The sequence below is a fragment of the Lentzea sp. NBRC 105346 genome, assembly GCF_030269605.1.
GTDB lineage: Bacteria > Actinomycetota > Actinomycetes > Mycobacteriales > Pseudonocardiaceae > Lentzea.
Genome location: NZ_BSTQ01000014.1, coordinates 197,042 through 218,298 on the forward strand (window position 1 = coordinate 197,042; position 21,257 = coordinate 218,298).

Here is a 21,257-nt window from a genome sequence, read left to right on the forward strand (position 1 = left end):
GGACTCCATTCTCAGATCAGGTACTGGTTGAGCTCGCGCTCAAGGAACTTGCCCTGCCCGGCCGCGCCACGGAACGTTCCGCCCGTGAGCACCACCCGACCGCGCGACAGCACGGTGTCGACCTTGCCGGTGACCTCGAAGCCCTCGTAGGCCGAGTAGTCGACGGCCATGTGGTGCGTCTCGGCCGAGATCGTCTGGCGGGCGGCCGGGTCGTAGATCACGATGTCCGCGTCCGCGCCGGGGGCGATCACGCCCTTGCGCGGGTACAGGCCGAACATGCGCGCCGGAGTCGTGGCGGCGATCTCCACCCACCGGTTGACCGTGATCTCGCCCTTCACCACGCCCTGGTGCAGCAGGTCCATCCGGTGCTCGACGCCCGGCATGCCGTTGGGGATCTTCGAGAAGTCGCCCACGCCCAGCTGTTTCTGGTCCTTGAAGCAGAACGGGCAGTGGTCGGTCGACACGATCGACAGGTCGTTCGTGCGCAGGCCACGCCACAGCTCGCCCTGGTGCTCCATGGGCCGCAGCGGGGGAGAGGCGACGTACTTCGCGCCCTCGAACCCCGGCTTGGCGAGGTCTTCCAGCGACAGGTACAGGTACTGCGGGCACGTCTCGGCGAACACGTTCTGCCCGGTGTCGCGCGCCCTCGTGACCGCGTCCAACGCCTGTGCCGCGGACAGGTGCACGATGTAGAGCGGCGAGCCGGTGACCTTCGCGAGCTGGATCGCCCGGCTGGTCGCCTCACCTTCCAGCTCCGGTGGCCGCGTCAGGCCGTGCTGGACGGGCTCGCCCTTGCCTTCCGCGAGGGCCTGCGCGACGAGCTGGTCGATCGCGATGCCGTTCTCGGCGTGCATCATGATCGTGGCGCCGGTCTCGCGGGCCTTCTGCATCGCGCGCAGGATCTCGCCGTCCGTGGCGTAGAAGACGCCGGGGTAGGCCATGAACATCTTGAAGCTGTTCACGCCCTGGCTGATGCACGACTCCATTTCCTTGAGCGACGTGTCGTTCACGTCGGAGATGATCATGTGAAACCCGTAGTCGATCGCGCAGTTCCCGTCGGCCTTCTCGTGCCACTTGTCCATTGTGGACAGCAGTGACGTGCCCTTGGCCTGCACGGCGAAGTCGATGATCGTCGTCGTGCCGCCCCACGCGGCCGCCGTGGTGCCCGTCTCGAACGTGTCCGCGGACTGGGTGCCGCCGAACGGCATCTCCATGTGCGTGTGCGCGTCGATGCCGCCAGGGATGACGTACTTTCCTTGCGCGTCAATGGTCTCGTCGGCCTGCAGGTCGAACCCCGGCGTGACCAGTGCCGCGATCTTCTCGCCGTCGACGAGCACGTCGGCGGCGTGCGTGCCCGTCGCGTTCACGACGAGCCCGTTGCGAATCAGGATGCTCATGGCGTGACCAGCCCCTCGTAGGTGTCGGGGCGGCGATCGCGGTAGAACGCCCACAGGTCGCGCACCTCGGCGAGCAGGTCCATGTCGAGGTCGCGCACGACGACCTCTTCCTCGGTGTCGCTGGCCGCGTCACCGACCAGCTGCCCGCGCGGGTTGACGAAGTACGTCTGGCCGTAGAACTCGTTGTCGCCCAACGGTTCCACGCCCACGCGGTTGATCGCGCCGACGAAGTACTCGTTCGCCACGGCCGCCGCGGGCTGCTCCAGCTTCCAGAGGTACTCGCTGAGGCTGCGGCTCGTGGCGGACGGGTTGAACACGATCTTCGCGCCGGCCAGGCCGAGCGCGCGCCAGCCCTCGGGGAAGTGCCGCTCGTAGCAGATGTAGACGCCGATGCGGCCGACCGCGGTGTCGAACGTCGGGTAACCGAGGTTGCCCGGCTTGAAGTAGAACTTCTCCCAGAAGCCCTTCACCTGCGGGATGTGGTTCTTGCGGTACTTGCCGAGGTACGTGCCGTCCGCGTCGATCACGGCCGCGGTGTTGAAGTAGACGCCGGGCTGTTCCTGCTCGTACATCGGCACGATCAGCACGACGCCGTTCTGCTCGGCGACCTGACACATCAGCTCGGTGGTCGGGCCGTCGGGGATGCCCTCGGTGTAGGAGTAGAAGTCCGCGTCCTGCACCTGGCAGAAGTAGGGGCCGTAGAAGAGTTCCTGGAGGCACACCACCTGGGCGCCCTGCGACGCGGCGGTCCGGATGTGCTCGACCGCGTTCGCGATCATCGACTCCTTCTCACCCGTCCACTTCTGCTGAACCAGTCCGGCCCGGACGATGTTGCTCACCTGGCGGTCTCCTTAGTGCGTAGGGACAGTGCGAGATAGGCGGCGAACCCCGCGACGAACCCGACGACCCAGTTGTAGTCGTAGAGCGGCTTGAGCAACGGAATCAAGCCGTCGGCCGGAAATGGTCCGCCGTACGCGCCGCCGACGGCGAGCACGCCGCCGATCACCGTCGCGACCACGGCCTTCCAGTTCCAGCCGCCGTTGAACCAGTACGCGCCCGTGCCGTCCTCGTAGAGGTCCTGCAGCTTCAGTGCGGTCTTGTTCAGCACCCAGTACCCGGCGACAAACACGCCCGCGACGGCCGCGAGCAGCCCGCCGTAGAACCCGAGCCACGCGAAGATGTAGATGTTCGGGTCGCTGATCAGCCGCCACGGCTGGATCACGATGCCGATCACCCCGGTGATCAGCCCGCCGAGCGCGAAGGTGATCTTCTTGGGGAACGCGTTGGAGAAGTCGTAGCTGGGGCTCACCACGTTCGCCGCGAGGTTCGCGCTGATCGTCGCCAGCACGAGCGAGATGAGCGCCACGAGCACGACCAGCGTGCTGTCGAACCGGCTGGCGAGGTCGGCCGGGTCCCAGATCGCCTGCCCGTACAACGCCTGCGCGCCGGACGTCGTCAGGATGGCGATGATCGCGATGAAGCTCATCGTCGTCGGCAGACCGAGGATCTGACCGGTGATCTGCTTCTTCTGGCTGCCGCCGAACCGCGTGAAGTCCGGCATGTTGAGGCTGAGCGTGGACCAGAACGCGATCATGCCCATCAACGCGGGAAAGAAGATCTTCCAGAAGTCCGCGCCCCAGCCCAGCTTGCTCGGCTCCTGCAGGATCGGCCCGAACCCGCCGGCCTTGCCGACGACGTACCCGAGCAGGATGAGGAAACCGATGCTGACGAGCGGCGCGGTCCAGTTCTCGAACCGCCGGATCGCGTCCATGCCCCGCCAGATGATCAGCATCTGCACGACCCAGAAGCCGAAGAAGCACAGCCACAACGTCCAGGGCTGGCCGCCTATCTGCGGTGCCTTGATCCAAGGGTCTCCAGCGAGCTTGCCGATGATCACGTGCAGGGCCTTGCCGCCGACCCACGTCTGGATACCGAACCACGCGCACGCGATGAACGCCCTGAGCAGCGCCACGAGGTTCGCGCCCCGCACGCCGTAGAACGCGCGGGCGAACACCGGGAACGGGATGCCGTACTTCGTGCCCGCGTGGCTGTTCAGCAGCATCGGGATCAGCACGATCAGGTTGCCGAGCGTGATCGTGATGAACGCCTGGACCCAGTCCATCCCGATCGCGATGAGGCTCGCGGCCAGCGTGTAGCTCGGGATGTTGTGCGCCATGCCCATCCACAGCGCGAAGAAGTTGTACGTCGTCCAGGTGCGATCCTTGATCGGCACCGGCGCCAGTTCGGGGTTGTAGAACCTGCTGTGTTCGATGGGACCCACGTCGGCGAGCTCTACGCGGCCATCGGGTGTGACCTGGGTCTGAGCGGGGTCAACGGCCATCGGTCATCGGCTCCAATCCAGGCAGGCTCTGGCCCTCCGGCCAGGCGCGCGACCGGTTTTGTCGGTGGCTGTCGATAGCGTGATCCCATGTCCCACCGCTATCGGCTTGTGCTCGCACCCGGTCAGGAGGCCGGGCTCCTCGAGCACTGCCGGCACGCTCGGTTCGTGTGGAACCTCGCCGTGGAGCAGCACCAGTACTGGCGGCCGGGCAGAGCCGCGGCGCCCGGCCTCGCGGAGCAATGCCGGCAACTGACGGACGCTCGTGCTGCCTTCAACTGGCTGGCTTCCGGATCGGTGACCGTGCAGCAGCAGGCGCTGCGTGATTTCCACCAGGCGATGCGGCGCTTCTACACCGGCACAAGCAGACGGCCCGGCTGGCGCAAGATGGGCACGCACGAGGGTTTTCGTCAGGTCGGGCTGCGGGCAGACCACGTGCGGCGGCTCAACCGCGGCAACGGCCGCGTGTGGGTGCCCAAGATCGGCTGGGTGCGGTTCCGCTGGTCGCGTGCGGTCCCGGCCAATGTCAAGTCCTACCGCGTCACCCGTGACGTGGCGGGGCGTTGGCACATCGTGTTCGCGAGCCGTCCCGAGCCGATACTCGCACCGGGCAACGGTCAGACGGTGGGTGTGGATCGAGGTGTGGTGGTATCCGCTGCTCTGTCGACCGGCGACCTGTTGTACTGCCCCGCCACGCCGACGAATGCCCGGCGTCGCCTCGTTCGCCTGCAGCGCAAGCTCGCGCGTGGCTGCCTGAGATCCAATCGGCGTCGCCGCGTCAAGGTCGCTGTCGCGAAGATGCATGCGCGGACGCGAGATCGCCGTCGGGATTGGGTGGAGAAGACCAGCACCGACCTGGCCCGTCGGTTCGACGTGATCCGGGTCGAGAACCTGACCGTCGCGAACATGACCCGGTCTGCGAAGGGCACCGCCGCTGAACCGGGTCACCGGGTCAGGCAGAAGGCCGGGTTGAACCGCGCAATTCTGGCGGCCGGCTGGGGACACCTCGTGTCGCGGTTGGAGCACAAGGCTCCTGGACGAGTGGAGAAGATCAACCCCGCGTACACGTCGCAGCAATGTTCCCGCTGCGGGCACGTGGCAGCGGAATCCCGCGAGAGCCAAGCGGTGTTCCGGTGTCGGTCCTGCGGCTTCGAGTGCAACGCGGACGTGAACGCGGCTCGCAACATCGCCGCCGGGCGGGCGGTGAACGCACGGGGAGGCGACCGGGTTGCCGGGCCTGTGAGCCGTGAACCTCAACTAGTCACCTCCGCCACATAGGCGCTGGTAGCTGCGTTGGAATCATCGCCCTGCCGGGCGATGAGGACGTCAATCCCTGGTTACGCTGCTGAAACAGCGCGGTGTGGTCGACGGCTCGTCCTGGTGTCCATCTCGGAATCCTGGGTCCGGTGTTCTTTGCGTGGCAGTGTCAGAGTGTCCACGCTTCCCATGATCGGCGCACATTGTGTCCGTTGCCGTGTTCAATGGTGTCGTGACGATCAATCGGCGCCTGCTGCTCGGCGGCTTCGGGGTGCTCGGTGCCGGGGCCGTCGCGGGCGCTCTGTCGGTGCCCGGTCGCCGGGTCCTGGGGTGGACCGGGCCCGACGGTGTGGTCCCTTCCGTCGACCCCGCTCCCGTCTCGTGGCAGCCGTGGGGTGCGGTGATCGGGTCTGGTCCCGCGGTTCTGGCGTTGCACGGGCGGGGCGGGTCCGCGCAGTGGTGGATCGACATGGGGCTGCCGCGGTTCCTCGCCGCGAGCGGCGGTGGGTTCTCGATGGTCGCGGTCAACGGTTCGGAGAAGTACTGGGTGGACTTGGAGCTGCCGTCGCCGGTGGTGGCCGCGCTGGGGATCTCCATGGGCGGCTTCGGGGTACTCGACCTCGCCACCCGGCAGCCATTAAAAGCCGTGGCCGCGATCAGCCCGGCGCTGTTCCCGTCGTGGGAGGACGCGGATCGGATCAAGGGCTTCGCGTCGCGGGACGTGTGGGAGGCGCACGAGCCGTTGCGCCACACCGAAGCCATCTCGGCACCCGTGGGGGTGTGGTGCGGCCGCGAGGATCCGTTCCACGATCCCGCGGTCGACTTGGCGACCGCGGTGAACGCCCAGGTGCGGTCGTTCGACCACGGCGCGCACGACGGTGGCTACTGGCAGCGCGTCCTGCCGGAAGCGTTGACCTTCATTCGGTCCCGGCTCTGAGCTGGGCCACATATGCCTCGAAGCCGGCGATCTGTGGTGAGTCGACCGCTCGAAAGGCGTCGAGCGCGGCCGCCCAGGCCTGCTCCGCCTCGGCCACCCGCCCGAGATCACGCAGAGCGTGTCCCAGGTTGAGCCGGACGTGTCCCTCGGCGGCCAGGTCACCGAAGGTGCGGCACGTGGTCAACGCGTCCTCCAGGCACAGCACGGCCACCTGTGGCCTGCCCATCAGGACGTAGGCGAGGCCCAACTGGTTGCGGGTGCTCACGCCGTGATGCGAGTCCAGGCCGAACCGTCGTTCCATCCGCAACGCCTCTTCGAGGAAGCGGGACGCTTCCTCCGGCCGGCCCTGGTCGAGGTGGATGGTGCCGAGATTCCCGAAGAACACGCACAACGTGTGACCGTCGCGGCGTTCCAGCGCTTCCGTGATTCCGGCGTGCAGCAGTGTGATGGCGTCATCGATCCGGCCGCTGCGCATCAACACCGCCGCGAGCGCACCGACCGCCGTGAACCCGACGTCGGGGAACTCGTGGTCCATCGCCAGCTTCCACGCCTTCATCAACGCCGCGTACGCGGGGGCCAGTTGCTCGATCGCGAACTGGGCCATGCCCTGTTGGGTCAGCGCCTCGGCCTCCGCGCGAGCGTCGCCGACCGCCCGTGCGGACGACATGGCCACCGCGCTGATGTCCAGCCATTCGGAGATGTGCGACCTGATGCGGAGATAGAAGTACGACCAGCGGGCCACATTGATCGCGCCGTCGTGCCGGTCGGTCGCGTTGGCGAGCGACGCCGTGCTGATCAGGTTCTGCCGGTTGGTGTCGAACCAGTCCAGTGCGGCGGCCCGGTCCGCTTCGTCGGCCGGCGAGTCCAAGCGCCGGCCCGTCAGGATGCTCTGGCCGGAGAAGTACAGGACGAGGCGGTCGAGCGCGGCCTCGCGGTCCGCGGGCGGCTCCTCGGCCAGGCGGCCCTTCGCGTAGATCCGCACGAGGTCGTGGAAGCGGTATCCGGGCTCCAGCAGGTGGGCCGTGCGCAGCTCCCGGAGCGTCTTGCGGGTCGGCTCCAACGGGACGTGCGACATCATCGCGGCGCACTCGACCGAGATGTGGTCACCGGGGTGCAGCGCGAGCAGCCGGAACAGTCGTCGCTGCTCCGCGGTGAGCCAGTCGTAGGACAGGTCGAACGCGGCGCGCACGGCTCGGTCGCCGTCGTCGAGGAGATCGAGCCGGTCACGGGCCGCACGCAGCCGGACGACCCATTCGGCGATGGGCTGTTCCGGTTCGGCGGTCAGCAGCGCGGCCATGATGCACAGCGCGAGCGGCAGCCACCCGCACAGCTCGGCCAGCTCCGCGTCGGGCACCAGGGTGAGCGCGGCCTCCCGGCTCAGGACGTCGAGTTCCAGGTGATCGGCGCCGTCCAGCCCGACGAGCTTGTGCCTGCTGGTGACGATCACCCGGTGCTTCGCGGGCAGCAGCGGCCGGACCTGTGCGGCCGACGAGGCGTTGTCCAGCACGACGAGCATCGGCTCGCGGCGGGCCGTTGCCGAGCGGTACAGGGCGGCTTTGTCGGCTTCCTCCGGCGGGATGTCCTCACCCCGGATGCCGAGCGCTCGCAGGAACGACTCCAGCGCCCGGCCCGGCTCGACCCGCCGGTCGCGGTCGTAGCCCTGCAGGTCGACGAACAGGTACCCGCCCGGATGCGGGGTGGTGTGGGCGAAGTGGAGCACCAGCTCCGTCTTGCCGACGCCGGCGAGCCCCGAGACGACGGTGAGCTCACCGGACTCCCGCAGCCGGTCCAGGTCGGCGGCACGTCCGGTGAACGTGGGACTGCACCGGGGTATGCCGTCGAGCGCGGTCGGCGCGGCCGGTGGGAGGTGCACCGATCCGATGGAGCCGGCCTGGACGAACGAACCGTAGTTGTCGCCGGTGAACTCGTTGGTCACGGCCGGTGTATCGCACGGCGAGACCAAATGGTTGCGCTGCGCGAGCCGGAAGGAGTCAACTGCGCGGCATGAAGCTGGAGCTCCGCCACCTCCGCGTCATCTGCGCGATCGCCGAAGCCGGCAGCCTGTCCAAGGCCTCAGCCGTCCTCGGCCTCGCCCAGCCCGCCCTCACCGCGCAGCTGCAACGGCTGGAAAGCCTGGTCGGCGGCCGGTTGTTCGACCGGGATCGGAGAGGCGCGAGACCCACGGCGCTCGGCGAGCTCGTGCTCGAACGGGCCAAGATCCTGCTGCCCGCGATCACCCGCCTCGAAGAGGACGTCCAGAAACTGGCGGAGCGACCGGAGCCGGACCGAATCCGCATCGGTGCGGTGAACGGGCCGTTCCTCGGCGGGATCGTGCATCGGCTGACCGAGGATCACGCCAACGTCAGCACGCAGGTGTCGTGGTCGGCGGACGAGCTGGCGAGGGGGCTGGACCAGGGCAGGCTCGACTGCGCGATCATCGGCGTCTGCGGCAACGACACCGCGCCCGAGGGGTGGGTGGAGATCGCGACGGACCCGGTGTTCGTCCTGCTGCCCGAGGAGCACCCGTTCAGCGGCGACCTCGCGGAGCTGAAGGACATGCAGTGGGCGGCCACACCCGGCGACGGGTGCTTCGGCGACTGCTTCGCGCGGGCGTGCGACGACGCCGGGTTCACGCCGAAACCGTTGTACGAAGTGGACGTCATGAGCTGCGTCGACCTCGTGCAGGCGGGCAAGGCGGTGGCGTTGTGCCAGCCGACGTTCCGGAAGGCGGCCGGCCTCGAGGTGCGCCCGATCAACGGGACACCGCTGCGGTGGCGGCACTTCATGGGCAACCCCACCGAGCGGATCATGGGGTACGCGGCTGAAGCCTACGTCGAGGCGGCCGAGCGGAACCCCCGATATGTGAGCTGGCTTCTGGATAACCCGGGCTTCGGGGTTATCAACGGATGTTATGACCCAAGCGGTATTACCCGCTGACCCGAATGCGGGTTAGCTTCGGACAACCGCTTCCGGAAGCGTGCCCACCCCTGCACTCCTGACAAAGGAGATCGGCATGCTGTACGCAAGAGCGCTGGCCGCTGCCTGCCTGGCCGCCGCGGTTCTGACCACACCGGCCAACGCTTCGGACGACATGATGTCCGCAGTCCAACGCGACCTCGGGCTGTCCGCCCAGGAGGCCCAGGCCCGCATCCAGGCCGACAAGCAGGCCAGTGACACCGCGGTCAAGGTCCGCAAGGCCCACTCCGCCATCTACGCCGGATCGTGGATCGACAAGGGCCGGCTCCACATCGCACTGACGAGGCAGGTCGACGTCCCCGGCGCGAAGACCACGGTCGTCAAGCGCACCGAGCAGGAACTCGACGCCATCAAGTCCACTTTGGATGCCAAGCCGAAGAACGAGAACGTCGTCGGCTGGTACGTCGACGTCGCCAGGAACCGCGTCGTGGTGAAGGCCAGGGACCTCGGCGAGGGCAAGAGGTTCGCGGCGGGCACCGACGCCGAAGTCGTCGTCACCAACGAGCAGCCGCGCGCGTTGATCGACGTCATCGGCGGCAACGCGTACTACATCAACGGCAACACCCGGTGCAGCGTCGGCTTCTCGGTCAGCGGCGGGTTCGTCACGGCCGGCCACTGCGGAACGAGCGGCGCGACGACGACCCAGCCGTCCGGCACGTTCCGCGGCAGCAGCTTCCCCGGCAACGACTACGCGTGGGTGCAGGTCGCCTCGGGCAACACGCCGCAGCCGCTGGTGAACAACTACGCGGGCGGCAACGTCACCATCGCCGGCTCGCAGGACGCGCCGGTCGGCTCGACGGTCTGCCGGTCGGGCTCCACGACGGGCTGGCACTGCGGCACCATCCAGGCGCGCAACGCCAGCGTCACCTACCCGCAGGGCACGGTCAACGGGCTGATCCAGACGACCGTGTGCGCCGAGCCCGGCGACTCCGGCGGTTCGCTCGTCGCGGGCGACCAGGCGCAGGGCGTCACGTCCGGCGGCTCCGGCAACTGCTCGTCCGGCGGCACCACGTACTTCCAGCCCGTCAACGAGATCCTGCAGGCGTACGGCCTCACGCTGCTCACCTCCGGCGGCGGTGGCGGCGGCTGCACCGGGCAGAACACCTACAACGGCTCCGTCAGCCAGGGCGGGTCGTCGTACCAGCCCAACGGCAGCTACTACTACTCCGGCTCGTCCGGCACGCACAGTGGCTGCCTGACCGGGCCGTCGGGCACCGACTTCGACCTCTACCTGCAGAAGTGGAACGGCAGTGCGTGGACCACGGTCGCCTCGGCCGAGTCGTCGAGCTCGTCCGAGACGATCAGCTACAGCGGCACGGCCGGGTACTACACCTGGCAGGTCTACGCCTACAGCGGTTCGGGCAGCTACACGCTGAAGACCAGCAACCCCTAGCCCTTACCACGCAGGAGGTCGAGCGCGGCGCGAACGCGTTCCACCTCCTGCGTGGCACCGGCTTTCTCGAGCACCTTCACAGCGAACGTCCAAGTCCGTGCGGCCGCATCGACCGCGCCCACATGCCGATGGACGAGGCCCATGTTGTACAGCCCCTGGCCGGCGCGCAGGAGGTCCTCGAAATCCATTTTGATGCGCACGGAATCGGCGAATGCGTCGAAGGCCTCGGCAAAGTCCTGACGGGTGTAGTAAGCCGTACCGAGATCGTTGAGCAGCAGGCCTTCGGTGTGCCGGTCCCCGATCTCCCGAAATATCGTCACCGCGCTCGAGAGACACGCGATCGCCTCGTCGAGTCGGTGCAGCCCGTGGTAGGCGCACCCCAGACTGGCGAGTGTCAGGCCTTCCGAACGCCGGTCATCCAGCTCCCGGTCGATCACAGCACACCGTTCAAGGCACGCGACGGCGTCGTCGAAGCGCCCCATCTTCGTGTAGAGGTCACCGAGGCCGTGCAACGCGAGGTCCTCCCAAGCACGATCACCGAAGCGGGAAGCCAGCTCGAGAGCGCTGCGCAAGCAGGAGATGGCTTCGTCGAAGGACTTCAGCTCGCGATGGGCGTCACCAAGACTCTTCAACGCCTTGAACTCCGCCACCTTGTCATCGTGCGCGCGTGCCGACACGAGCACGTGTTCCATGACTGTTCTCAGATCGCGCCAGCCTGACGCGAAGTAGAGATAGCGCACCAGCAGGAAACCGAGGTGGTGCCCCAGCTCGTGATTTCCGGTGGCCGTCGCCATGCCGACAGCCGCGACGACGCCGACATGGTGACGATTGACGGCCGGCAGCCGACTCAGGTCGTCCCTCACCGCTTCCATCATCACGACGTAGCTGCTCAGCAGCCGTTTGACGGCCGTGTCGCGGTCCGCGGCGGGCTCATCGGACAGGCATCTGCGTGCGAAAAGACGTACGAGGTCGTGGAACCGGTACCAGTCGGCCGTCACACCGTTTTCCAGCAGATGCGCACGCCGGAGCTCACGGAACAGTGAGCGGACGCGTTCCGGCGGCAAGTCCACCAGCCACCTCACCGTGTGCAGGTCGAACTCGTCGCCGGGATGAAGCGCGAGGAGCCGGAACAGCCGCTGCTGGTCGGGAGTCAGTGAGCCGTAGGAGAGCTCGAAGGCGGCGTACACCGGTGGACGGTCCCCGTCGTCGATGACGTCGAGCCGGTCCCGCGCTCCCCGCAGTTCCGCCGCCCAGTCGGCACGCGGATCGGTGACCATCAGCGCCCTCATGATCTGGAGAGCCAGCGGCAGCCCGCCGCAGAGCCGCGCCAGCTCGGCGTCACCCACCAGAGTCGCCGCTTCGGGCTCGTCGAGCACGTCGAGCTCGACGTGGCGCGCGCCGTCGAGGCCGGACAGCAGATGACGACTTGTGACCATCACGCGGTGTCCCGGCCTGCCGGGTAAGAGCGGTCGAACCTGGTCGGCGGACCTGGCGTTGTCGAGCACGATCAGCATGCGGGGTTGCCCGGTCAGGATCGAGCGATACAGCGCCGCCCGTTCGTCCTCCGCCGGTGGGATCTCCGAAACGCCCAGGGCCCGCAGAAACGACTCCAGGGCATCGCCGGGGAGCACGCGCAGCTTGTCGTCGTAGCCCTGGAGGTTCTTGAACAGAACGCCACCCAGGAACCGTTCCTCCGCGAGCGCGGCGTGCGCCGCGTGCAGGACGAGCTCCGACTTGCCCACCCCGGCGAGCCCGGACACGACGGTGAAGTCCTCGTCCCGCAGGACGAGCAGCTCGGCGTCCCGGCCGACGAACGCCGGCGTCGCGGGTGGCAGGCCTGCCAGCGCTTTCGGCGACGGCGCGGCGTGGAGCTCGACCTTGTCGATGTGCCCGGCTTGGACCACCTGGCCGTGGTTGTGCCCGGTGAAACGGTTGTCCATGTGACTGGTTCTACTGCCTGGTGAACTCCGCGAGCCAGCGGTCTTCGGTGCGGCGGATCGACACGGCCCGGAGGCCGTCGGTCGCGAACGACTCGACCTCGGTCGCCGTCAGCGGCCACGGCGGGCCGTCCGGGATGGGCGAGTCGTCGTCGCGCGCGCCGCCCATCACCAGCAGGGTGCTCTTGACGAGGCGGGCGACCTGGCCGATCGCCTCGGGGTGCAGCTCGATGGGCAGCGACTGCACGGTCAGGCTCTCCACGACGAGGTCGAACGCGTGGTGCCACTCGGCGGGCGGGGCGAGCAGGTCCGCGACGCGGTAGTCGACCGGCGAGTCGGGGAAGCGTTGCCGGACCGTGTCGATCGCGGTGGGGGAGATGTCGAACGCTGTGACTGCGAAACCCTTGCGCGCCAAGAACTCCGAGTCACGCCCGTAGCCGCAGCCGACCACCAGCGCGGTCCGGCCGGTGCCGTCGACGTCGCGCGCCCACTCCGGAAGCAGGGCGAACGGTTCCGGCCTGTCCCACGGCACCTCGGCGTTGCCCTGCGCGGCCTGGGCGTAGAGCTGCTCGAACCAGCCGGTCGGGCTCGAGTTCGCGGCGAGGTTGCGGGTGTGCTCATCGGGATCGACCATGCCCCTGTTGTACTCCTCTTCGGACAGTCCCGTACGCGGAAGCCACAGACCCGTCGGCGCAAAAGAGTTGGATCGCCTCGCAGTGTCCGGGGAACAATCGGGAGCCATGATCGACCACTACCGGGACCTGGTCGAAGCCGACCGGCTGACCAGGTCCATGCACGGGCGCCTCGAATACCTGCGAACCCAGGAAATCCTGCGTCGCACCCTTCCGTCGCGCGCCACCATCCTCGACGTCGGCGGCGCCACCGGCGTCCACGCGAAGTGGCTGAGCGACGACGGCCACCACGTGCACCTGGTCGACCCGGTCCCCGAACACGTCGAAGCGGCCCGTGAACAAGGCATCAGCGCGGCGATCGGCGACGCCCGCCGGCTCGGCGAACGCGATGACAGCTACGACGTCGTGCTGTTGTTCGGTCCGCTCTACCACCTCACCGGCGCCGCGGACCGGCGCCGGGCGGTGGCCGAGGCGCGGCGCGTCCTGCGCCCAGGCGGTCAGCTGTTCGCGGCCGGGATCTCCCGTTACCTGACGCTGCTGGAGTTCGGCACCAACGGCCGGCTCGGGCCGGACAACGAGTCCGATGTGGACACCGTGATCAGGATCGGTGCCTACAACCGGCACGCCGCGTTCACCGACGCGCACTTCCACACCGGCGACGAGCTGGCGGCCGAGCTGGCGGGGTTCACCGACGTCGAGGTGTTCGGCGTCGAGGGACCGGCCTGGCCGACCCTCGACGCCACCGGCAACCCCGGTCACATCGACGCGGCGCTCCGCGCGGCACGCCTGGTCGAGCAGGATCCGGCGCTGATCCACGCCAGCGCTCACCTCATCGCCCGCGCTACTCGAGGTCGGTGAAGAACCGGGCCACGTCGTAGTTCGTGATGAGCCGGGCCAGCGCGACCGGGGACTGGCCGTACGCGTTGACCCGGTGCGGATCCGCGCCGTGGTCACGCAGCAGTTCGATCAGGTCTCCCCGGCCCTGGGAACTGGCGACGGCCACGTGCAGTGGGGTGTTGCCGAAGTCGTTGGCCAGGTCGACGGTGGCCCCGTGCTTCAGCAGCACGCGGGCCACCCCGGCGTTGCCGTGGAGAGCCGCGAAATGCAGCGGGGTGAAACCGTTGCAGTCCTGCAGGTCGAGCTCCGCACCGGCGGCCAGCAGAACCCTGGCTTGTGCGGGTTTTCCTTCGGCGGCAACGTAATGCAGCTCGGAGCGTCCCAGGCGATCGACCACGTCGACGTCTCCTCACGCTCCGCGGCGGGCTCTGCATCACTGTCCGGGTTCGTTGCTCCATTCGTCAGTCTGCGATCGGCTGGCAATGTCGTTCGATCACCCGACACGTGTCGGGCGATCGAACGACAAGCGCGTTCCGTCTACTCCGGATCCGGCAACCCCTGGTTGTCGAGGTCCGGTGGCATGAACTCGTCGTCGACGATCCCGGCGGCGTGTTCGCGGATCGCCACGATCAGGCTGGCCGGCACCTGGACGTTCTCGTTGACGATGATCCAAGCGAGTGCGCACATGGCTTCTGCCGGCTCCCCGTGGTCGACGAGGTGCTGCACACGGCCGACGCCGTCGGCCGAGACGTAGTCGGCCGCCTTCCACACGATGGCCTGAACTCGGCCGACGTAGTCGTCCATGCTGCTCATGGGTTCCTCGGTGTGTTGGTGGGGTAGGCGGTCCAAATCTCGTTGCGCCGGATCAGCACCTCGATGTCGATCCCGTCTCGGGTGCCGTTGACCCAGAAGTCGCCAGGACGATCTCCTGTCCGCCACGTGATGTGCGGATCGGTCGCCACATCGGAGATGTGGTGCATGATCTCGTCATCGGACCATCTTGCCGGGAACTCCGACTTCCGGGGGTAGCCGGTTCCCGGTCGATGTCCACCACCGTAGGTCCCGTTCGGCCGCACTTCGCCGTCCAGAATGTGCGCCCGGCGGGCGGGAGACACCAGGTCGACGAACTCAGGGGTGCTCTTCTCGGTCTGGGAAGCCGAAGGCTTCGGGGCGGGCTCGTCCGCCCCTCCTCCGAGCTTGATGGAGCCCCGATCGTCACGCAGATCGACGGACCGCACGCGGTCCTTCAGGCCGTTCACGGCCCGTCCGACGGCGGGGGCGGCACCCTTGATCGACCGGCCGACAGCCGCGCCGGCCTTGGCGAGCCCGCCCGTCAACCCACCGAAGATTCCGGCAGCCGCCACGTGGTCGACGTCCACCCGCCCGGTGGCGAGGTACTGGCTGACGACGTCGCTCGCCGCCCCGGCCAGCGCACCGGCGACGATGGGACCCGCGCCGAGGGTGAGCCCGAAGACGAGACCCCCGACGCCGCCGGCGACCGCGCCGCGGCCGACGCAGCTGAGGACGGCCTGACCGTCGGGGCAGTCCAGTGCACCGCTCACCGCACCAGCGGCGGCGCCCGCGAGGACCGCGCAGCCGATCGTGCCCACGCCGACGCTGGCCGCTTCACAGGCCACGAACGTCACCGCGCCCACGGCGACCGTCGCCACGGTCTTGAGCAACGCCTTCGGGTCGCCGACGAGCTTGTAGAACGTGTCCTTGACGTCGGTGATGATCTGAGCGGCGTGGCTCTGCACGACGGAGCCCACCGAGCCGGGCAGCAGCACGCCCAGGACACCGAGCCCGACGCGCCACGGTTGTTCGGTCACGTTCTTCGCGATCGTCGAGACCGCCGAGGACACCGCGTTGCTCACGTCCTCGACGCGGTCGGACACCCAGTTCACGACCGTGGTGAACGCGCTCTTCACCGCGTCCCAGCCGGGCAGGCTCCAGTGGCCGTCGGGGTCGAAGAAGTCGAGCGGGTCGGCGTTGCCGTAGGTGTAACGGTTGAGCGTGACCGGTTTCGTCAGGTCGCCGATCACGTCGTCGGCGGTGGTGAACCTGCCCGTCGTCGCGTCGTAGGTGCGGGCGCCCATGTCGACCAGGCCGGTCGCCGGATCGGTGAACATCGACTGGAAGCCGAGCGGCACCGGTGCGCTGCCGGTCGTGGTGGCCTTGCCGAACGCGTCGTACACGGCCGTCTGCCGGACCGTCCCGGAGGAGGCGTCGGCCACCATGCCGAGGTCGCCGTGGATCGTCGGCCACAGCCGAGCACTGGTCGAGCCGTGGGTGGCCTCGGCCAGCGGCGTGCCGTTCGGTTCGCGCACCAGGTCCGTCGTGGCCGTGCCGCGCATCTGCGAGAGCGTCGTGGACACGCCGTCGTAGGACAGCTGCTGCGCGCCACTGCCGGACATGCGGCCGAACGCGTCCCGGCTGTAGTCCACAGTGGACGTACCGGTGCCGGACCGGACGAGCTCCCCGAAACCGTTGTAGTCGTAGTGGGTGGCCGGGCTGCCCGGCTTCGCCACGTCGGTGAGGTTGCCGTCGGCGTCGTAGGTGTAGGCGCTGCCGTCCGACGAACCGGTGAGCCGGTCCGCGGCGTCGTAGTCGGAGACCACTGTGGACTGTCCGGTGGTCGCGACGCTCGTGCGGTTGCCGTTGGCGTCCCACCCGTAGTTCGTGGTCGACACGACCGCGCCGTTGCGCGACAGCGTGGCGCTCGCGAGCCGGCCCGCGTCGTCGTAGCCGTACGCCGTGGTGTTGCTCGCGGCATTGCCCGGCGCGGTCTGGGTGAGGCTGCTGACCTGCCCGTCCGCGGAGTACTGGGCCTTCACCTCGTACGAGCTGGCGCCCGTGATCGACGTGGTGTGCCGCGCGACGTCGAGGTACCGCGACTCGCTGCCGGTGGTCGGGCTGACCGCGCTCTTCGTGACCTTTCGCGAGATGTAGCTGTAGCTGTAGTTGAGGTTCGTGCCACCGCGCACCTGGCTGAGCCGGCCGTAGCCGTCGTAGGTGTACGTCGTCGCGACGCCACCGGGCGGTGTCGTGGCGGACAACCGGTGGGCCGCGTCGTAGGCGTACGTCGTGTCGCCGCCGGCGTCGGTGCCGCGCACCCGCAGGCCGCGGTTGTCGTAACCGAAGCCCAGCGCGCCCGCCGAGGTGATCCGGCCCGCGTCGTCGTAGCCGTACGTGCGGGTGTCGGAGCCCGCGGTGCGTTGCGTCAAGCGGCCGGCGGCGTCGTACTGGGCGGACACGACGCGCCCGGACGGGCGGGTCGTCTTGGTGAGCCTGCCCTCGTTGTCGTGCTCGAACGTGGTGGTCGCGCCGAGCGGATCGGTCTCGCTCGACAACCGACCGGCGAGGTCGTAGTGGTAGCCGTACCCGCCGCCGCGCGGCAGGGTGAGCGCGGTCAGTTCGCCCGCGGCGTCGTAGGTGTAGCGGCTGGTGTTGCCGAGCGCGTCGGCCGCCGTCGCCACCCGCCCCGAGCCGTCGTAGGTCCGCGTCTGGGCGTGGCCGCTCGGCGGCGTCACGGTGACGACGTTGCCCGCCGCGTCGTAGCCGCGGGTGGTGCGCTGCTGCAGCGGATCGACGTCCGCGGTGCGCCGGCCGCGCGCGTCGTACTCGAACTTGGTGACCTGGTTGAACTCGTCGCTGTACGACACCAGGCGGCTCGCCGCGTCGTAACCCAGCACGCGGTCGTACCCGACGGAGGCGACCCTGGTGAGGCGGTTCAGCGCGTCGTAGGTGTTGGTGATCTTCACACCCGAGGGGTCCGTGCTGGTGAGCACGTTGCCGTTGAGGTCGTAGGTGTCCACCCAGCTGGCGCCGTTGGTGTCGCTGCGCACGGCCGGCCGGCCGGCGGGGTCGTACCCGATGGCGCTGAGCACGCCGGTCGGGTCCACTGTGGACGTCCGACGGCCGAGTGCGTCGTAGGTGTGCCTGGTCTCCTTGGCGAGCGGGTTCTTCTCGACCGTCACGCGGTTGGCCGCGTCATAGGTGTACTCGGACGTGGAACCGGTGCGGTCGGTGTGGGCGGTCAGGTTGCCCACGGCGTCGTAGGTGAACCGCTCCGTGCTCGCGTCCGGCCACGTGCGTTTGACGAGCCGGGCGAGGCCGTCGTACTCGGCGGAGGTCACGCGGCCGAGCGGGTCGCTCACGCCGGTCGCATGGCCGGCCGGGTCATAGGTGAACGTCGTGGTGCCACCGGTCGCGGCGGTCTGCGAGACGAGGTTGCCGTCCGCGTCGTATGCGCTGGTGCTCACGTCACCACGGCCGTTGGCGGCGCGGACGACCTCACCCGCCGCGTTCGAGGTGACGACGCTGACCACGCCGAGCGGATCGCTGATCGTGACCGTGCGCGCCGCATCGTCGTACGCGACCGACGTGACGACCCCGTTCTGGTCGGTGCGGGTGACCGCGCGGCCGACCTCGTCATATCCGATGACGATCGTCTTGCCGAGCGGATCCGTTGTCGTCGTGGGGTTTCCGGCGGCGTCATAGGCCTGCAGCCACTTGCCGCCCAGCGGGGTGACCGACTGGCTGGTCCGGCCGACCGTGTCGTAGGCGAACGTGCGCTTCGCGCCGTCCGGGGTCTGCACGGCGGTGGCCCGACCGGCGCGGTCGAACACGGTCTGGGTGACCTGGTTGAGCGCGTCGGTGACGCGGATCCCGCGTCCGGCCGGGTCGTACTCGGTCCTGGTGACCGCCCCGGCCGGGTCGGTGGCGCTGGTGGGCCAGCCCTCGGCGGAGTACGTCCGTTGCAGAACGCCACCGCGCGGGTTGGTGATCTTCGTCGGACGGCCGGCCGCGTCGTACTCCACCGTGGTGCGGCCGCCCGCCGGATCGACCGTGGCGCCGAGCCGGCCCGACCCGTCGTACTCGTAGCGGGTGACCGCGCCGGTGGGGTCGCTGCTGCCGGTCTTGCGGCGGTCGTCGTCGAACGTGACCGTGTAGACGCCGCCGCGCGGCTGGGTGATCCGCTCGGGCTCGTCCCACGCCGTATAGGCGATCGTGCGCCGCCGCCCGGCCGGATCGGTGATCGCGACCGGCCTGCCCTGCGCGTCGGTCTCGTAGCCCGTGGCGGAACCGAGCTCGTCGGTCACGCCGGTCCGATCCCCGTTCGCGGCATAGGCGTAGGTCGCGGTGCGGCCCAGTGGATCGGTGCGGCCGGTGGCCTGGCCGCGATCGTTGAACGTGTAGCGCCAGAGCTTGCCGTGCTGGTCGGTGACCGTCGCCAGCCTGCCCGCCGCGTCGTAGGTGCGGGTGATCGTCGTGTTGTCGGCGAACGTCGTGACAGCGGGCTTGTGGCCGGTGAAGGTGGTGCGGACCGTGACGCCCAGCGGGTCGACCCGCATCGCGGGATCACCGTTGCGGTCGAAGAACGTGGTCTCCGCGGCGGGCCCGAATCCCGTCATCGGCACGGTCGGCACCCCGGTCACGACGACCGTCGCGCGGCCCTCGGCGTCGTAGATCACGTGCCTGCCGCTGCCACCGATCACCTGGTCGGTCACCAGCCGGCCGCTGGTGTCGTAGTCCTGCCGGACGTGTGAGCCGTCGGGCAGGTCGATCGTGGTGCGCCGGTTGGCCGGGTCGTAGCTGAACGTCGATCGGCCGGCGCCCTCCTGCTCGATCCAGGCGACCTTGCCGTCGGCGCCGTACCCCGCGGCGAGCAGGGTCCGCCCGGACGGCGTGGTCACCTTGGTGAGCCGGCCGCCCTCGTAGGTGTAGGTCTCCGTCTTGCCGTCCACACCCGTGGCGGACGCGAGCAGATCACCCTCGCCGTAACCGAAGCTCACCGAACGCCCGGTGGAGTCGGTGACCGACCGGAGCTTGCCGTCGGAGCGTCCGTAGTCGAGCCGGCGACCGGACACACCGGTCACGCGGTCCAGTTGCCCGCCCGAGCGGCCGATGGTCAGCTTGTGCCCCGGATCGCCGAGCAACATCCCGGTGAGCGCGCCGTTCGGGTCGAACTGGTAAGTCTCCAGGCCCGGAGTGGTGACCTCGGATCCGCCCGCACCGCTGGAGAACCCGGCCGACACACCCGGAGCGGGCACGTACCCGGCGGCCGGATCGGTGCCGAACGCGATCGACTGTCCGTCCGATGTGGACATCGTCGCCACGCCGTTCGCCGTCGACAGCGCCTCGGAGAACGCCGACGTCCAGCCCTTCCCGGCATCGCCGGTCGTGACGTCGGAACGGTAGGTGCGGGTGGCGGTCACCTGCTTGCCCGCGTCCTGCATCACGAGGTCGGAGGCCTGGTAGGTGAGCGCGCCGGACTGCGTGTTGACCGGCCCGTACCGCGGTGCGGACGCCTCGTTGACCCCACCGGGAACCGTTCCGGGCGCGCCGGACAACGTGGGCAGCACCGGCTTCGAGTAGCCGGTCACCGGATAGGTGTAGGACGGCGAGTCGCCGCAGATGGTCGACGTGTTCAACGACCAGGGCGGGGTCGCAGCGTTCGCCTGAGCGGTCGTCGCGCACGCGGGCAGGGCGAAGGTGTTGACGTTGTAGCCCCACCAGTTCTGCGACCAGTCGTCGAGGTCCTGCGACGACGGGTACCAGTGGTTCACCCCGGCCTGGAAGGTGTTGTAGCGGACGTCCGCGGTCGCGCGCGTCGGACGCGGCGAGCCTCCGATCACGGACGGGCCGCTGCCGAAGGTGTTGAACCACATGCGCAGCTTCGTCGCGGCGTTGGCGAGCAACGACCGGTACCCGAACGAGCTGCCGAAGGTGTTGCCGATGACCTCGACCTGGCTGCTCCACGTGTTGATCCCGCAGCGGCTCCGATCGAAGTTGCTGTTGTAGACACCGACGAAGCCGTTCGCCCCGATGTTGCCGATCGAGATCGCGTTGTAGTGCGCGTCGGTGAACGACGAGTTCGAGATCACCACGCGGGCGTCGTAGGCGATGTCGACCTGCCCTGCGGCGCCGCACAGTCCGCCACTCCCGCGCCCGCCGTACCGCATGTCGGTGTAGTCGAGCGCGCTCACCGTCGTCGTCCGGGGCGTGGCGAAGCCGATCTTGAGGCCGGTGTAGTCACCGGGCACCGGGGCGGTCGCGGAGCCGTCGCCGTTGGTGTCCCCACCGACCGAATCGTCCTTGTAGGACGTGAACACAACGTGCCGGTCCGGGGTGCCCAGCGACAACAGCGGCCCGTCGACCCAGATGAGGGCCTGGTAGTAGTCGGGCTGGCCGTCGAACTTCACCACCGTGCCGGGCAGCAGGGTGAGCGAGGCCTGCGACTCGATCTTGACCTGGTTCCGGATGACGTAGGGCGAACCCTGCGGCCCCCACACCGTGTCGGTCTTGATGTGGACGCCGTCGAGGATCGTCGGCCCCGGCGTCATCACCGTCTGTACCACCGGCGCCGGGTTCACCGCGGCGGGCGGCTGGGCCGGCGTGGCCGCCTGTGCGGCCCCGTTCGACACTGCGGCGACCTGGAGCGCGAGCACTCCGGCCGTGAACAACGACAGCATGCGGACAACACGGTTGCGAGTCATTCCAACCCCCAGTGCCAGAAGGGGTCTCACTCTCCGTGTTCAGTTCTCCGCTCG

General features: G+C 68.9%; 13 protein-coding genes and 1 pseudogene. 5 read left to right on the plus strand and 9 right to left on the minus strand.

The genetic code is table 11. The annotated features are described in order from the left end of the window. Positions 1-11: 11 nt before the first annotated feature. The 3 genes and pseudogenes from hydA to QSK35_RS28225 all read right to left on the minus strand — a co-directional run bounded on the left by hydA (position 12) and on the right by QSK35_RS28225 (position 3,738). Positions 12-1,397: a dihydropyrimidinase gene (gene hydA / locus QSK35_RS28215; protein ID WP_285750557.1), complete on the minus strand. Its 1,386-nt coding sequence runs from the start codon at positions 1,395-1,397 to the stop codon at positions 12-14. Beyond that, positions 1,394-2,236, minus strand: coding sequence for a nitrilase-related carbon-nitrogen hydrolase (locus QSK35_RS28220; RefSeq protein WP_285750558.1), 843 nt, complete (start codon positions 2,234-2,236; stop codon positions 1,394-1,396). The genes hydA and QSK35_RS28220 overlap by 4 nt, the downstream gene beginning before the upstream one ends. After that, positions 2,187-3,738 (minus strand): annotated as a pseudogene (locus tag QSK35_RS28225) (NCS1 family nucleobase:cation symporter-1). The gene QSK35_RS28220 and the pseudogene QSK35_RS28225 overlap by 50 nt, the downstream one beginning before the upstream one ends. 87 nt (positions 3,739-3,825) lie before the next feature. On the opposite strand from QSK35_RS28225, the gene QSK35_RS28230 reads away from it, so the two are divergent. Continuing rightward, positions 3,826-5,013, plus strand: a complete 1,188-nt coding sequence (locus tag QSK35_RS28230) for an RNA-guided endonuclease InsQ/TnpB family protein (RefSeq protein WP_285750560.1) — start codon at positions 3,826-3,828, stop codon at positions 5,011-5,013. A 211-nt stretch (positions 5,014-5,224) separates the two neighbouring features. Further along, the gene (locus tag QSK35_RS28235) at positions 5,225-5,929 is read left to right on the plus strand and encodes an alpha/beta hydrolase (RefSeq protein ID WP_285750561.1); all 705 of its coding nucleotides are present in this window, start codon (positions 5,225-5,227) and stop codon (positions 5,927-5,929) included. On the opposite strand, the gene QSK35_RS28240 is transcribed toward QSK35_RS28235, so the two are convergent. Next, positions 5,910-7,865, minus strand: coding sequence for a tetratricopeptide repeat protein (locus tag QSK35_RS28240; RefSeq protein WP_285750562.1), 1,956 nt, complete (start codon positions 7,863-7,865; stop codon positions 5,910-5,912). The two genes, QSK35_RS28235 and QSK35_RS28240, sit on opposite strands and share 20 nt — an antisense overlap. A gap of 68 nt (positions 7,866-7,933) precedes the next feature. Here QSK35_RS28240 and QSK35_RS28245 point away from each other — a divergent pair, with 68 nt between their 5' ends. Together QSK35_RS28245 and QSK35_RS28250 are read left to right on the plus strand one after the other, a co-directional pair. Beyond that, positions 7,934-8,866 (plus strand): LysR family transcriptional regulator, encoded by a 933-nt coding sequence (locus tag QSK35_RS28245; RefSeq protein WP_285750563.1) that lies wholly within the window; start codon positions 7,934-7,936, stop codon positions 8,864-8,866. A 76-nt stretch (positions 8,867-8,942) separates the two neighbouring features. Continuing rightward, positions 8,943-10,298: a S1 family peptidase gene (locus QSK35_RS28250; RefSeq protein WP_285750564.1), complete on the plus strand. Its 1,356-nt coding sequence runs from the start codon at positions 8,943-8,945 to the stop codon at positions 10,296-10,298. On the opposite strand, the gene QSK35_RS28255 is transcribed toward QSK35_RS28250, so the two are convergent. Both QSK35_RS28255 and QSK35_RS28260 read right to left on the minus strand, forming a co-directional pair. Further along, positions 10,295-12,058 carry a tetratricopeptide repeat protein gene (locus QSK35_RS28255; RefSeq protein WP_285750565.1) on the minus strand — a complete coding sequence of 588 codons (1,764 nt, stop codon included), beginning with the start codon at positions 12,056-12,058 and terminating at the stop codon, positions 10,295-10,297. The genes QSK35_RS28250 and QSK35_RS28255 overlap by 4 nt on opposite strands. A 190-nt stretch (positions 12,059-12,248) precedes the next feature. Next, entirely contained in the window at positions 12,249-12,869 is a 621-nt protein-coding gene (locus QSK35_RS28260) for a class I SAM-dependent methyltransferase (RefSeq protein WP_285750566.1), read from the minus strand. A 106-nt stretch (positions 12,870-12,975) separates the two neighbouring features. Between QSK35_RS28260 and QSK35_RS28265 the strand changes: the two genes are divergently transcribed. After that, complete coding sequence (locus tag QSK35_RS28265) at positions 12,976-13,725, plus strand: class I SAM-dependent methyltransferase (protein ID WP_285750567.1); 750 nt, start codon at positions 12,976-12,978, stop codon at positions 13,723-13,725. Here the strand turns inward: QSK35_RS28265 and QSK35_RS28270 are convergent. The 3 genes from QSK35_RS28270 to QSK35_RS28280 all read right to left on the minus strand — a co-directional run bounded on the left by QSK35_RS28270 (position 13,709) and on the right by QSK35_RS28280 (position 21,203). Then, positions 13,709-14,101 (minus strand): ankyrin repeat domain-containing protein, encoded by a 393-nt coding sequence (locus QSK35_RS28270; RefSeq protein WP_285750568.1) that lies wholly within the window; start codon positions 14,099-14,101, stop codon positions 13,709-13,711. The two genes, QSK35_RS28265 and QSK35_RS28270, sit on opposite strands and share 17 nt — an antisense overlap. 140 nt (positions 14,102-14,241) lie before the next feature. Then, positions 14,242-14,517, minus strand: coding sequence for a hypothetical protein (locus QSK35_RS28275; protein WP_285750569.1), 276 nt, complete (start codon positions 14,515-14,517; stop codon positions 14,242-14,244). Next, positions 14,514-21,203 (minus strand): RHS repeat-associated core domain-containing protein, encoded by a 6,690-nt coding sequence (locus tag QSK35_RS28280; protein WP_285750570.1) that lies wholly within the window; start codon positions 21,201-21,203, stop codon positions 14,514-14,516. The genes QSK35_RS28275 and QSK35_RS28280 overlap by 4 nt, the downstream gene beginning before the upstream one ends. Positions 21,204-21,257: the final 54 nt, after the last annotated feature.